This window comes from Qipengyuania soli (assembly GCF_015529805.1).
Taxonomy (GTDB): domain Bacteria; phylum Pseudomonadota; class Alphaproteobacteria; order Sphingomonadales; family Sphingomonadaceae; genus Qipengyuania; species Qipengyuania soli.
In genome coordinates this window covers 2,232,009-2,246,067 of record NZ_CP064654.1, presented here as the reverse complement: position 1 = coordinate 2,246,067, position 14,059 = coordinate 2,232,009, and the positions used below count along the sequence as shown (strand labels likewise).

Below are 14,059 nucleotides of genomic sequence, written 5' to 3'. Positions count from 1 at the left end.
GATACAGTTGGGAGGGATGCCATGAATATCCGCCTGATGCTGCTGGTTGCGACGAGTTTGACGCTCGCATCCTGCGACACCCCTAATGAACAAGCGACCGCCGTGCCACCCGAGGCTGCAGCCCCGGCCGACACCGCCGCCGAGGAGCAGGCCATACGTGCGCAGGTCGCGCGCTGGCACGATCTCATCAAGGCCAAGGACGCTGCCGCGATCGCGCAGCTTTATGTCGAAGACGGGGCCTTCATGCCGGCCAATGCGCCCATCGCCAAGGGCCGCGCTGCGATCGAACAGAACTGGGCCGGGTTGATAGCGACGCCGGGCTTCGACCTCGCCATTTCGCCAGAGCAGATCGTGGTGTCGTCATCAGGCGATCTGGCCATGGATAGGGGGACCTATCGCCTCACAGTGGCACCCGATGGCAAGGAGCAGGTCGAGATCGGCAAATACGTCGTCGTCTGGCGGAAGGTCGAAGGCGAGTGGAAAGCCGCCGCAGACATCATCAACAGCGACCTGCCACCAGGCGGAGGCTGAGCGGGCGGAACCTGCCTCGCGCTCAGCGCCGCTGCTCGTGAACCGCTTCCTTGAAAAGCGCGGCAGGTTCGCTGTGTCGCGTGAGGCGGCGCCAGGCGATGCCGATGTCGACCGTGGGCAGGCTTTCGCGCAGGCGCTTGGCGATCACGCGGTCGCCGTCGAGGCTCCATGGGCGGTAGACGAGGTCGGGCAGAAGGGTGATGCCCGCGCCCGTGCCGACGAGGCTGCGAACCCCTTCCATCGAACTGGTGCGGTATGTGACATGGGGCGGGTGGTCGAACTTGGACCAGATGCCTTCGATCAGCCCCTCCATCTCGTCGAGCGATAGCGCCACGAGCGGCTCGTTTTCCAGATCGGCCAGGCTCAGCACGTCGGTTTCGGACAGCGCATGCCACGGGGCAACCCAGGCGCGGCATTCGGAGCGGATCAGCGTCTCGTAATCGATCGCCGCGCGCTGTTCCAAGTTGGAGACGATCAGCAGGCCGAAGTCGAGCTCGCCATTGACCAGCAAATGCTCGATATAGTCCCGCTTGTCCTCGACGAGGTTGACCGTAATCTGCGGGAACATGCGACGAAAGCGTGAGAGGATGTCGGAAAGGAAATAGCCGGTCACGACCGGTGTCACGCCGATGCGGACGCTGCCGGTCGCGGCGATGGGTTCCTGCCCCACGCCCCCGGCAAGGTCGGCCACCGAATTGATGATCGAGCGAGAGTGGCGCAGGAACTTGTGCCCCTCGCGCGTCAGTGTGACGCCCTTGGGATGGCGGTAGAACAGGGTCACCCCGGTTTCGAGTTCAAGCTGGCGGATCGCATCGGTCACTGCCGATTGCGAGATGCCCACTGCGCTTGCCCCGGCCGAAACCGACCGCGCCTCGGCGACGGCTATGAAGTAGCGAATTTGCCGGAAGGTGATGTTCATCGCTTTTTCCGATAGCTCTCGGGTCGAAATATAGACTGGTAGATTTCCGTTAGGAAGTGCTTGATGCACATGTGCCGGAGGGGATTCGTTCGCGGCCGCGGGCGGAGCCGTTCCATTCTCGAACCAGAGTGGGGGATTCCAATGAGCAAGTTTGACCTTTCGAGTGGCAGGATCGGTCGCCGTTCGCTGCTGCAGGGCATGGGCGTCGCGGCGATCGGCATCACCGTCACCGGGCTTGGCGCATGCACGAAGAAGGGTGCCGAGAAGGCCTCCACCGGTGAGGAAGGCGTGCTCAATTTCTACAACTGGGACACCTACATCGGCGAGACCACGCTCGACGATTTCAAGGATACCGCGGGTATCTCGGTCAAGATGGACCTGTTCGACAGCAATGACGTGCTGTTCGCCAAGTTCCGCGCGGGCAATCCCGGCTACGACGTGATCGTGCCCTCGAACGACTTCGTCGAGCGCATGATCCAGGCCGACATGCTGATGGAGCTGGACCATTCCCAGCTGCCCAACATGAAGAATATCGATCCCTCCTTCATCGACGTCGAGTACGACCCCGGACGCAAGTACTCGATGCCCTACACCTGGCTGACGCTCGGCATCGGCTATCGCAAGTCGAAGGTGAAGGCAAAGCCCGACAGCTGGAAGGTCCTGTTCGATTCCGACGAGTACAAGGGCCGCATCGCCGTGCTCTCCGAAGCGGGCGACATGTTCCGTCTCTACGGCAAGTATCTCGGCAAGTCGGTCAATGAGCTAACCCCTGCGGACATCAAGACCATCGAAGCGATGATGATCAAGCAGAAGCCCTTCATCAAGAAGTTCCACGAGGACGACGGGCAGGACCTGCTGCTCAAGGGCGATGTCGACCTGGTGCTCGAATACAATGGCGACATTGCCCAGGCTATGGTCGAGGACGACGACATCGACTTCATCATTCCGAAGGAGGGCAGCCAGCTCAATTCGGACACGCTGTGCATCCCCAAGGGCGCGCCGCATCCGAAGAATGCGCATGCCTTCATCAACTACATCATGGATGCAGAGGTCGATAAGAAGATCACCGAAACCATCCTCTACCCGACGCCCAATGCCGCGGCGAAGGCGCTGATGCCCGACGACTACAAGAACAACCCGGTCATCTTCCCGCCTGCCGACGTGCTGGCCAAATGCGAATACGCAAAGTTCAATCCTGAGCTCCAGCCCCTCTACGAAGAGGCCTTCACTCGGGTTCGCGCGTCCTGATCCGCAAGAGCGGAGAGGACATTCTCACTATCGGGGGTGCGGCCTCCCGCTCTGCGGGACGTCGACCCCTGCGGGAGGGCTAAGTGGCAGAGCAGGACTGGAAGTCGGACAAGAAGGCGTTCTGGGTGGTCTCCGCACCACCGCTTGCATGGACGTTGCTGTTCTTCATCGTCCCGATGAGCTTCGTCTGGCTCTACAGCTTCGGCAGCAATATCGGCCTGACCGATATCGAGATTTCAGGCACGCTGGACAATTACAAGCGCGCCACCGACTGGCTCTATCTCGAGATTTTCCTGAAGAGTTTCGGCGTGGCCGCGCTGGTCACGGCGATCTGCCTGGTGGTCGGCTTCCCGGTTGCGATGGCACTGACCTTCGTATCCGAGAAATGGCGGCCCTGGTTGCTACTCGGCATCATGCTGCCGTTCTGGACCAACCTCCTCATTCGCACCTACGCCCTGATGATCATGCTTGGCACGCAAGGTTATGCAAACCGTACGCTGGGCTGGTTCTGGGAGAGTGCGAGCTGGGCAAAGACGCTGGTCGGGCTGCAACCACTGCCTACGTGGGAGCCGGTGCAGTTGCTCTACAACAATTTCGCCGTGGTGATCGGGCTCGTCTACGTCCACCTGCCCTTCATGGTGCTGCCGCTCTATTCGGCGCTCGACCGGCTGGACAAGAGCCTGATCGAGGCCAGCCTCGACCTTGGCGCAGGCCATTTGCGGACCTTGCTCAAAGTCGTCGTGCCACTTGCCATGCCCGGCGTGATCGCAGGCGTGATGATTACCCTCATTCCCGCGCTCGGCGCCTACCTCACCCCCGACCTCATGGGCGGCACCGAAAGCCAGATGATCGCCAATGTCATCGAGCGCCAGTTCAAGCGGGCCAATGACTGGCCGTTCGGCGCGGCGCTGTCCTTCCTGCTGATCTACGCCATGTTCATCCTCATTGCGCTGCAAAGCCTGCGCAAGAAGAACGCCGGGGAGACGCGCTGATGGCTCTCTTCGCCCGCACGCCCCGTGCCCCGCTCGAATACACCCGCACGCTATGGATGCGCGCCTGGGTGGGTGCGGTGATGGTCTTCCTTTACGCGCCGCTGCTGGTGCTGATGATCTTCAGCTTCAACGATTCCAAGCGCAACGTCGTGTGGCGTGGTTTCACGACCAAGTATTACGAGAAGGCGCTGAACAACGACACGCTGGTCGAAGCGCTACTCAATTCGCTGACCATTGCCGCGCTGGCGACGCTGGCCAGCCTCGTCATCGGTTCGATGGCGGCGATCATGTTATGGCGCTTCCGTTTCCCATGGAAGGGTGCAGTCGATGGGACCATCTCGCTACCGATCATCGTGCCGGAGATCTGCCTCGGTGTGGCCATGCTGATCTTCTTCGCCTGGATCGAATGGCCCAACAACCTTATCTGGCCGCTCAATCTCGGGGCGATCACCATCGCCCACATCACCTTCTGCTTCCCCTTCGTGACCATGGTGGTCCGCTCGCGCCTGGCGAGCTTCAACAAGGAGGAGGAGGAAGCGGCCAAGGATTTGGGTGCGAGCGACTGGCAGGCTTTCAAGGACGTGCTGCTGCCGCACATGCGCCCCTCGCTGGTGGCTGGCGCGCTGCTCGCCTTCACGTTGAGCCTCGACGATTTCGTCATCACCTTCTTCACCAGCGGGCCCGACACCATCACCTTCCCGGTAAAGGTCTATTCCATGGTCCGCTTCTCCGTGACCCCCGAAGTCAACGCTGCATCCACCATCCTGATCGTCCTCACGGTGGTGCTGACCGCAGTGGCCCTGCGCCTGCAGGGCAAGAACATAGCCGTGAGCCACTAAGATGACCGACACCACGCCCATCATCCAGATCCGCAATGTCTCGAAACGCTTCGGCAAGGTCACCGCGGTCGACGACGTCAGCCTCGACATCCTGCCGGGCGAGTTTTTCGTCCTCCTCGGACCTTCGGGCTGCGGAAAGACCACGCTGCTGCGCATGATCGCCGGTTTCGAACTGCCGACCGAGGGGCAGATCCTCATCGACGGCCAGGACATGGCGCACGTGCCGCCCAATCGTCGCCCGGTGAACATGGTGTTCCAGAGCTATGCGGTCTTCCCGCACATGTCGGTGGCGGACAATGTCGGATACGGCCTGAAGATCGCCGGCGTCGCGCGCGGCGAGCGCGAGGACCGCGTGCGCGAGGCACTGGACCTCGTCAAGCTCGGCGGTTTCGAGGAGCGAATGCCCGACCAGATGTCGGGCGGCCAGCGCCAGCGCGTCGCACTCGCCCGCAGTCTGGTGATGCGGCCCAAGGTGCTCCTGCTCGACGAGCCGCTCTCGGCGCTCGACGCCAAGCTGCGCACGCAGATGCAGATGGAATTGGCCGAACTGCAGGAGCAGGTCGGGATCACTTTCGTCACCGTCACCCACGACCAGGACGAGGCGCTTTCGATGGCTTGCCGCATCGCGGTGATGAACAAGGGCGACGTTGCGCAGCTGGCGACACCGTCAGACCTCTACGAATATCCCTCCAACCGCTTTGTCGCCGATTTCGTGGGCTCGGTGAATATCTTCGAAGGCAAGCTGACGCTCGACGAGCCGGATCGCGCAGCAGTCGATTGTCCGGGTTTCGGCAAGGTCTACCTCAATCACGGGGTCACAGGCCCGCACGGCGCCGACGTCTGGGTGGCCCTGCGACCCGAGAAGATCTACCTTCACACGCCCGGCACCGGGAAGGCCGTTCACGGCGCGGCGATCGATGCGCCCGAAGGACACAATTTCGCCCGTGGCGAGATCAAGGGCATCAGTTACCTGGGCGACATCACGCTTTACGACATCGTGCTCGAAGGCGGGGCGGCGATCCGCGTTTCCCGCCCGAACCTGTCGCGCCGTGACCAGGACACGTTCGACTGGCACGACAAGGTCTCTATGCACTGGCGGGCCGACAGTCCCGTGGTGCTGCTGAACTGAGACGGAGCGGAGAGGAAACATGCTCGACGTGAAGGGCCAGTTCATCGGCGGCCGCAAAGTCGATGGCGACGAAGCGCCGGAGATCGCATACAATCCCACCACCGGAGAGGAGCTTACGAGCCTCGCCAGTGCGAGCCGCGAACAGGTCGACGACGCCGTCGCAGCGGCGCGCGGGGCCTATGGCGCGTGGTCGCGCATGGCTCCCAAGGAACGCTCGCAGCGCATGCTTCGCATCGCCGACAAGGTCGAGCAGATGGCCGACGAATTTGCCAAGCTCGAGATGGAGAATTGCGGCAAGCCAATCGGTACGGCAAAGGCAGTCGACGTGGGTAATACGGTCGACGTGTTCCGCTTCTTTGCAGGCGCCGCGCGCACCGTGGCCGGGATTCCGGCAGGCGAATACCGCCCCGGCTTCACTTCCATGTTGCGCCGCGACCCTCTGGGCGTGTGCGTCGGCATCGCGCCGTGGAACTATCCGCTGATGATGGCCAGCTGGAAGATCGCCCCGGTGATCGCGGCAGGCAATACCGTCGTGCTCAAGCCTTCGGAACACACGCCGCTCACGGCATTGAAGCTGGCCGAGGTGTGCGCCGAATTTCTGCCCGAGGGCGTGGTCAATGTCGTCACCGGCAACGGCCCCAATGTCGGTGCGCGACTGGTTTCGCATCCCGATGTCAGCATGGTCTCGCTGACCGGCGACGTGTCGACCGGGCGCAAGATCATGGAAGCGGTCGCACCGACCATCAAGCGCACCCATTTCGAACTCGGCGGCAAGGCGCCTGTCATCGTGCTCGAGGACGCCGATATCGATGCGGCGGTCGAGGCGATTGCGGAGGGCGGATATTACAACGCCGGACAGGACTGCACGGCTGCCTGCCGCGTCTATGCGCATGCCAGGATCTACGACCGGCTGGTCGCGCAATTGCAGGATGCGGTCGGCAAGATCGCGCTCGGCGATCCGTCCGATCCGGGCACTGCGCTCGGCCCGCTGATCACCGCGCGCCAGCGTGACCGCGTCGACGGCTTCGTCGCCCGCGCGCTCGCCGATACCCCTGCCGAGATCGTCACCGGCGGCCGCGCGCCCGATCGCTCGGGCTTTTTCTACGAACCAACTCTGATCGCGGGCGCCCGCCACCATGACGAGATCGTCCAAAAGGAAGTCTTCGGACCGGTGGTTTCGGTCACCCGCTTCGACGAGGATTCCCAAGTGCTCGACTGGGCCAACGACTGCGAATACGGCCTCGCCTCCTCTGTCTGGACCCGCGATGTCGGCAAGGCGGCGGAATTCGCCTCGCGCCTCGAATACGGGGTCACCTGGATCAACACGCACTCCGTCAACGTCACCGAGATGCCGCATGGCGGGGTCAAGCTGTCGGGATATGGTTCGGACCTGTCGGTCTATTGCCTCGAGCACTATACCGTCACTCGCCACGTGATGATAAAGCACTGACACCATGCGCCCCGTCATTGGCATTACCGCCTGCAACCGGACCGTCGGCAGCGAGATCGCCCAAGCGGTGATGAACCGCTATGTCCGCGCGGCGATGGAATATGCCGACGTCGCGGCGTTGCTCATCCCGGCACTGCCCGACCTGATGGACGCGATGGAGGTAGTCGGGCGGCTCGACGCGGTGATGCTGACCGGCTCGCCCTCCAACGTCGAACCCGCGCGCTATGGCGATTGCGACGGCGACGGGCCCTTCGATGCGGGGCGCGACGAAATCGCGCTGGGGGTCGTCCGCCGGATGATCGACAACGGCAAGCCGGTCTTCGGCATGTGCCGCGGGTTTCAGGAGATCAATGTCGCCCTGGGCGGGACGTTGCGGCGCGATACCTCGAGTAATGACGATCTGCTGCGGCACCATTCCCCGGAATCGGACAACCTTGCGGTGATGTTCGACCACCACCACCCGGTCGACCTCACCGCCGGCGGGATGCTGGCGACGGAAATCGGCAAGGAGCGGATCACGGTCAATTCGGTCCACTACCAGGGAGTAGGGCGGCTTGCCGACGGACTGGGTGTCGAGGCGCTTGCGCCCGACGGCCTCGTCGAAGCCTATGCCGCGCGGCCCAATGGCGCGCCACTCCTCGCTGTCCAGTGGCACCCCGAATGGGAAACTGGTAAGAACCCCGACAGCCAGGCATTCTTCCGCCTGCTGGGAAAGGCCGCGAGAGGCGAAGCATGAACGCGATCGTTCGACGCTACGACATCTACCTGGCGAGGCTCTGCTTCACGCCCTGAGGCCGTGTGCGCCCTTGGCGCCCCTCTTTGTCACGAGCATTCGCGCCCAGCGGCGCACCCCATAGATATCCAAGGAAGAACCACGATGCCCCGCAATTACGATATCGCCGAACTCCGCCGGCTCGACGTCGCACACCACCTTCCTGCCCAGGCAGACTGGAAGGAGATCGAGAATCTCGGTGGCAGCCGCATCATCACCCATGCCGAAGGCTGCTACATCCATGACGGCGACGGCAACCGCATCCTCGACGGCATGGCCGGCCTGTGGTGCGTCAACGTCGGCTATGGGCGCGAGGAGCTCGTCGAAGTTGCTGCCGAGCAGATGCGCGAGCTGCCCTTCTACAATACCTTCTTCAAGACCGCGACGCCGCCTACGGTGCTGCTGGCCGACAAGATCGCCAGCCTCTCGAATGGCCGCCTGCCGCACGTCTTCTTTAACTCCTCGGGCAGCGAGGCGAACGACACCGTGTTCCGCCTTGTCCGTCGCTACTGGGAGCTGAAGGGCGAACCCAAGCGCCAGATCTTTATCAGTCGCTGGAATGCCTATCACGGATCGACCGTCGCGGGCGTTTCGCTGGGCGGGATGAAGGCGATGCACGCCACCCCCGGCCTGCCGATCCCGGGCATCGAACACGTCCGCCAGCCCTATTGGTTTAACGAAGGCCGCGACATGGACGAGGAGGCGTTCGGCACGCTTTGTGCGCAGGCGATCGAGGAGCGCATCCTCGAGGTCGGGCCGGAGAACGTGGCCGCCTTCATCGGCGAACCGATCCAGGGAGCGGGCGGGGTCATCATTCCGCCGAAGAACTACTGGCCACAGGTCGAGGCGATCTGCCGCAAGCACGGCATCCTGCTCATCTGCGACGAGGTCATCACCGGCTTCGGCCGCACGGGCAAGATGTGGGGACACGAGACCGTCGGCGTCTCGCCCGACATCATGCCGATGGCGAAGGGGCTTTCGTCGGGCTACCTGCCGATTTCGGCGACTGCTGTCTCTGCGGAGATCATCGAGGTGATGAAAACCGGTGGCGATTTCGTCCACGGCTTCACCTATTCGGGCCATCCGGTCTCTGCCGCCGTCGCCTTGCGCAATATCGAGATCATCCAGCGCGAAGGACTGGTCGAGAAGACCGGCAACGAGACCGGACCTTACCTCGCCAAGGCGCTGGCCACGCTCAACGACCATCCGCTGGTCGGCCAGACGCGTTCAGTGGGCTTGCTCGGCGCAGTCGAGATCGTCGCCGACAAGGCAACCGGTGCGCGCTTCGGTGGTGCCGAAGGCACGGCCGGCCCCATCGTACGCGACCTGTGCATTGCCAACGGCCTCATGGTTCGCGGTATCCGCGACAGCATCGTCATGTGCCCGCCGCTGGTCATCAGCACGGCGCAGATCGACGAGCTCGTCGGCATCATCCGCCAGGCGCTCGACGAAGCCGTTCCGCGCCTCCGGGCGATCGGCTGAGGCGCGCCATGAGCATCTCACCGCTCTTGCGCGAGGCCTGCTACATCGGCGGCGAATGGATCGCCGCCGATAGCGGCGAAACCATTGACGTCACCAATCCCGCTACCGGCGAAAAGATTGGCACGGTCCCCAATTGCGGGGCCGCGGAGACCCGCCGTGCGATCGAGGCGGCGCAGGCGGCGTTCCCGGCCTGGCGTGGCAGGACCGCGAAGGATCGCGCCGCAATCCTGCGTCGCTGGTTCCAGCTGATGCTCGACAACCAGGAGGAACTGGCCCGCCTGCTGACCATGGAGCAGGGCAAGAGCCTGACGGAATCGCGGGGTGAGATCGCCTACGGGGCGAGCTTCATCGAGTGGTTCGCCGAGGAAGGAAAACGCCTCTACGGCGACGTCATTCCCGGCCACATGGCGGACAAGCGGATCCTCGTCCTCAAGCAGCCGATCGGGGTCACAGCGGCCATCACGCCGTGGAACTTCCCCAATGCCATGATCACCCGCAAGGCAGGGCCGGCGCTTGCCGCCGGATGCCCGATGGTGATCAAGCCGGCGGCGCAGACGCCTTACTCGGCGCTCGCTCTGGCGGTGCTGGCGGAAGAAGCAGGCATTCCCAAGGGGATCATCGCGGTCGTGACCGGCAGCGCCCGCGATATCGGCGGCGAGATGACTTCGAACCCGCTGGTGCGCAAGCTGACCTTCACCGGATCGACCGAGATCGGTCGCCTGCTAATGCGCCAGAGCGCTGACACGATCAAGAAACTCAGCCTCGAACTCGGCGGGAACGCGCCCTTCATCGTGTTCGACGATGCCGATGTCGATGCGGCGGTCGATGGCGCCATGGCGTCGAAATATCGCAACTCGGGCCAGACCTGTGTCTGCACCAACCGCCTCTATGTGCAGGCGGGCGTTTACGACCAGTTCGTCGAAAGGCTCGCTGCGCGGGCCAAGGCGCTGAAGGTCGGCAATGGCATGGACGACGGGACCGAACAGGGTCCCCTGATCGACGACAATGCCATCGCCAAGGTGGAAGAGCACGTCGCCGACGCGCTCGCGAAGGGCGGTACGCTGCTCGCGGGCGGACACCGGCACCCCTTGGGCGGCACGTTCTTCGAGCCGACCGTGATCGCGGGCGTGACGCAGGACATGCTCGTCGCGAGCGAGGAAACCTTCGGCCCGCTCGCTCCGGTCATCCGCTTCGAAACCGAAGACGAGGCGATAGCCATGGCCAACGACAGCGAATTCGGCCTCGCCGCCTATTTCTACTCGACCAACCTCTCGCGCGTCTGGCGCGTAGCGGAGGCGATCGAAAGCGGCATGGTGTGCGTCAATTCGGGCATACTCTCGACCGAGGTCGCGCCCTTTGGCGGGGTCAAGCAGTCGGGTCTCGGTCGTGAGGGATCGAAGTACGGCATCGATGACTATGTCGAGATGAAGTACGTCAGCCTGACGGTCTGATCCGATGGCCGACGAGCATTCAAAGCTGCCGACCGATCTTGCCTTTACCCGCAAGGGTGGAGCGGACGGGACGGTCATCGAACCGACCTTCTCGGGTGCGATGAGCTTCATGCGTCGCCGCTACTCGAAGGACCTCGCCGGGGCCGATGTCGCCGTGGTGGGCATCCCCTTCGATCTTGCCACGACCGGCAGGCCCGGGTCGCGCTACGGACCGCGAAGCGTGCGACAGGGTTCGGCGATGATCGCCTGGGATGCGGTCTGGGGCTGGGACTTCGACCCGTTCGAGCGGCTGGCAGTGGTCGATTATGGCGACCTTTCGGTGCCCTATGGCACGCCGATGCAGGTCGCCGACGATCTCGAACGAGAGTTTGCCGCCATCCATGCGCAAGGCATGCGTACGCTGATGCTCGGCGGCGATCACTTCTGCACCTGGCCGGTCATCCGCTCGCTGGCCGCGCAGGTGGGGGAGCCGCTGTCGCTGATCCACTTCGACAGCCATACCGACACTTGGCCTGCCAAGGATGGCGAGGTCGACCATGGCACCATGTTCTATCATGCGGTGAAGCAGGGCATCGTCGATCCGGCGCGCTCGGTGCAGATCGGCATCAGGACCAACAATCGCGACACGCTTGGCTTCAACGTCCTCACTGCCGAGGATGTCGAAAGCATGAGTGCGGACGACATCGCGGCGCAGGTGAAGGCCATTGCCGGCGACCGTCCTGCCTATCTGACCTTCGATATCGACTTTATCGATCCGGCCTTTGCCCCTGGCACGGGAACACCGGTTGCCGGAGGACCGAGCACGGCTAAGACCTTTTCGATCATGCGCCGTCTTGGCGGACTGGATATCCGTGGTGCGGATGTGGTCGAGGTCGCACCGGCTTACGATTCAGGCGACATTACCGCGCTTGCGGCGGCAACAGTGGCCTTGCACTGCGTTGCGCTAATGGCGGTCTAGAAGGGCAGGGCGAGCACGAGATCGCCCGCCGCAGCGGGCGGCGAGTTTGCAGGCCTGCGGATCAGCCAGTCGGCAGTGACGAGCGGGGATTGCGCCCCGCTTTCCTGGTTTTCGGCAGGTACAAGGCCTTCAGCGCTGCTGCGCGCCCGCACGAAGGTTTCGCGCGAATCCGATCGTGGCAGCGAAGCGCCGAGTGACATCGGAACGAAGCACAACTGCCGCGCAATCGTGCCGCCCTGCATTGCCGCAAGCAATGGCTGGAGGAACAGGCGGGCCGTCACCATGGCCGAGGAGGGATTGCCCGGCAGCCCGAGAACCAACTTGCTCCCGACCTTACCCAGCCACACCGGTTTCCCTGGCTTGATCGCAATTCGTCCGAAAACGAGCTCGAGCCCGTGCTTTTCGAACATTGGGCGCGCGAGGTCGTAGTCGCCGACCGATGCGCCCCCGGTGACGACGACGCAGTCGGCAATGGCCAGTGCCTCGCCGGCAATCCTCTCGAGTTCATCGATGGTGTCGCGGCCATGGAAACGACCAACGACTTTAGCGCCCATGATCTCGCAAAGCGCGGCGACCCCGTAGCTGGCGGATTCCGGGACCGAGCCGGTGCGTTCTGCCGAGGTGCCGGGAGGCGCCAATTCGTCTCCCGTCGCGATGATCGCCACGCGCGGCCTTGCCGAGACCGTACATTCGGCCCTGTCAGCCGCAGCCGCAGCGATCATGGCGCGCGGCGTCAGCCTTTCGCCCGCAGCGACAAGTACGTCATTGGCTGCAAAATCGCTGCCCACTGCGCGGATGTGGGTGGCCGGGCCGTAGCCTTCTGCAAAACGCACCCGCGAACCTTCGCGCTCGGCATACTCCTGCATGACGACGCAATCGGCCCCTTGCGGCACGGGAGCACCTGTCAGAACCCGGACGGCCTGATCCGGAGCGATCGAACCGGGGTCTTCCGCACCCGGTCGATTTTCCCCGATAAGGTCGAACCATTGTCCCGCGACCTCGGTGCCGCCGCTGATCGCATAGCCATCCATCGCGGACACCGTCCGGGCGGGAGAAGCCGAACGTGCTGCCAGTGGCTTCGCTAGAAAGCGGTCTGCGGCTGCCGCTATTGGCAAAGTTTCGGACCGGAGCGGTGCGACTACGGTTTCGAGCAGCGCAATCGCTTCGTCGAAAGTCAGCATGGCCGGAAGATCACCCGCCGATGGAGGCGAGATGCGGAGTCTGGCCGCTGTCTTGATCGTGCAGCCTGTGCCCCAGCGTCTTGTGCGGCATCGCCGAACGGATGCGTTCGACAAGTTCGTCGATCTGTCCGTCGTGCTGGAGCAGGTAGCGCAGGTCGATGCCTGCCTCGCCGAACAGGCACAGGTGGAGCTTGCCGCGGCTCGACAGGCGAAGGCGATTGCAGCTGTCGCAGAAGCCCGAGGCATAGGGGGCGATGATGCCGATGGCGCCGCGATAGTCGGGATGCGCGAGGTCAATCGAAGGGCCTGCGCCCGGTGCCTTTGGCTGGACCGTCCACCCGGTAGCCACCAATGCCGCGCGCAGCCGCTCGCTTGTACGCGAATTCTGCAGGTGGAAGGCCGCATTGTCGTTGGTGCGCATCAGCTCGATGAAACGCCACGAGACATCGCGCTCGCGAATGAAATCCAGGATGTCAGCGAGATCACCCGGCTCGGTTCCGTCCATCAGTACGCTGTTGATCTTCACCGCATCGAACTGCGCCTCGATTGCGGCGTCGACGCCGCGAAGGATTTCGGCCAGTCGGTCATGTCCCGTGATGGCCGCGAATGCCTTGGGATCGAGCGTGTCCACGCTGACGTTGACGGCATCGACACCTGCTGCGCGCCAGTCCAGCGCCTCACGCGCGAGGCGATAGCCGTTAGTCGTCATCGCGACGCGCCGAACGCCTGCAATGTTCGCCATGTCCCTGGCGATTTCCGAAAAGTCCCGGCGCACGGTCGGCTCGCCTCCCGTCAGTCGCACTTTCCAGACACCAAGCCGAGCAAAGGCTTCCACCGCCCGACGAAATTCTTCACGTGACAGCTCGCTCGGCGCATCGGCCGGTTTCTGGTATCCGTTGGGAAGACAGTACGTGCAGCGGAAATTGCAGCGATCCGTCAACGAGACCCGCAGATAGGAGAAGCGACGACCGAAACTGTCCTGCAATCCGCCCGGCCCGTTTGCAGGGCGTATCTTGGGCATTTGGAATTCGGGATCGAAGCGGGCCATCGTGGCTGTCCTATACACTATGGGCCTTCGTGGCGAGGGTGCATCAAGTTACAAAAGTC

Annotated in this window: 13 protein-coding genes; 10 read left to right on the top strand and 3 right to left on the bottom strand. The window is 63.5% G+C overall.

Features of this window, described 5'->3' with window-relative positions; all coding sequences use genetic code 11:
* The first annotated feature begins 21 nt into the window (after positions 1 to 21).
* A complete protein-coding gene (locus IRL76_RS11205) occupies positions 22 to 531 on the top strand; it encodes a YybH family protein (protein ID WP_246449718.1) in 510 nt (169 codons plus the stop codon).
* A gap of 22 nt (positions 532 to 553) precedes the next feature.
* Here the strand turns inward: IRL76_RS11205 and IRL76_RS11200 are convergent, their stop codons facing one another.
* Complete coding sequence (locus IRL76_RS11200; protein ID WP_200981420.1) at positions 554 to 1,450, bottom strand: LysR family transcriptional regulator; 897 nt, start codon at positions 1,448 to 1,450, stop codon at positions 554 to 556.
* 141 nt (positions 1,451 to 1,591) lie between these two features.
* Here IRL76_RS11200 and IRL76_RS11195 point away from each other — a divergent pair, with 141 nt between their 5' ends.
* The 9 genes from IRL76_RS11195 (at position 1,592) to speB (ending at position 11,771) form a co-directional block, all read left to right on the top strand.
* A complete protein-coding gene (locus IRL76_RS11195; RefSeq protein WP_200981419.1) occupies positions 1,592 to 2,698 on the top strand; it encodes an ABC transporter substrate-binding protein in 1,107 nt (368 codons plus the stop codon).
* Between the two features lie 83 nt (positions 2,699 to 2,781).
* Positions 2,782 to 3,690 carry an ABC transporter permease gene (locus tag IRL76_RS11190; protein WP_200981418.1) on the top strand — a complete coding sequence of 303 codons (909 nt, stop codon included), beginning with the start codon at positions 2,782 to 2,784 and terminating at the stop codon, positions 3,688 to 3,690.
* Positions 3,690 to 4,529, top strand: coding sequence for an ABC transporter permease (locus IRL76_RS11185; protein WP_200981417.1), 840 nt, complete (start codon positions 3,690 to 3,692; stop codon positions 4,527 to 4,529). The genes IRL76_RS11190 and IRL76_RS11185 overlap by 1 nt, the downstream gene beginning before the upstream one ends.
* A 1-nt stretch (position 4,530) precedes the next feature.
* Positions 4,531 to 5,658: an ABC transporter ATP-binding protein gene (locus IRL76_RS11180; RefSeq protein WP_200981416.1), complete on the top strand. Its 1,128-nt coding sequence runs from the start codon at positions 4,531 to 4,533 to the stop codon at positions 5,656 to 5,658.
* A 19-nt stretch (positions 5,659 to 5,677) separates the two neighbouring features.
* Positions 5,678 to 7,108: a gamma-aminobutyraldehyde dehydrogenase gene (locus IRL76_RS11175; protein WP_200981415.1), complete on the top strand. Its 1,431-nt coding sequence runs from the start codon at positions 5,678 to 5,680 to the stop codon at positions 7,106 to 7,108.
* Positions 7,109 to 7,112: 4 nt separating this feature from the next.
* On the top strand, positions 7,113 to 7,844 hold the full coding sequence (locus IRL76_RS11170; protein ID WP_200981414.1) for a gamma-glutamyl-gamma-aminobutyrate hydrolase family protein: 732 nt from the start codon (positions 7,113 to 7,115) through the stop codon (positions 7,842 to 7,844).
* 141 nt (positions 7,845 to 7,985) lie between these two features.
* Positions 7,986 to 9,362 (top strand): aspartate aminotransferase family protein, encoded by a 1,377-nt coding sequence (locus IRL76_RS11165; protein ID WP_200981413.1) that lies wholly within the window; start codon positions 7,986 to 7,988, stop codon positions 9,360 to 9,362.
* An 8-nt stretch (positions 9,363 to 9,370) separates the two neighbouring features.
* Positions 9,371 to 10,813: an NAD-dependent succinate-semialdehyde dehydrogenase gene (locus IRL76_RS11160; protein ID WP_200981412.1), complete on the top strand. Its 1,443-nt coding sequence runs from the start codon at positions 9,371 to 9,373 to the stop codon at positions 10,811 to 10,813.
* Positions 10,814 to 10,817: 4 nt separating this feature from the next.
* Complete coding sequence (speB, locus tag IRL76_RS11155; protein ID WP_200981411.1) at positions 10,818 to 11,771, top strand: agmatinase; 954 nt, start codon at positions 10,818 to 10,820, stop codon at positions 11,769 to 11,771.
* Here the strand turns inward: speB and IRL76_RS11150 are convergent.
* Both IRL76_RS11150 and moaA read right to left on the bottom strand, forming a co-directional pair.
* Complete coding sequence (locus IRL76_RS11150; RefSeq protein WP_200981410.1) at positions 11,768 to 12,952, bottom strand: molybdopterin molybdotransferase MoeA; 1,185 nt, start codon at positions 12,950 to 12,952, stop codon at positions 11,768 to 11,770. The genes speB and IRL76_RS11150 overlap by 4 nt on opposite strands.
* A gap of 10 nt (positions 12,953 to 12,962) precedes the next feature.
* Positions 12,963 to 14,000: a GTP 3',8-cyclase MoaA gene (moaA, locus tag IRL76_RS11145; protein WP_200981409.1), complete on the bottom strand. Its 1,038-nt coding sequence runs from the start codon at positions 13,998 to 14,000 to the stop codon at positions 12,963 to 12,965.
* Positions 14,001 to 14,059 lie beyond the last annotated feature (59 nt).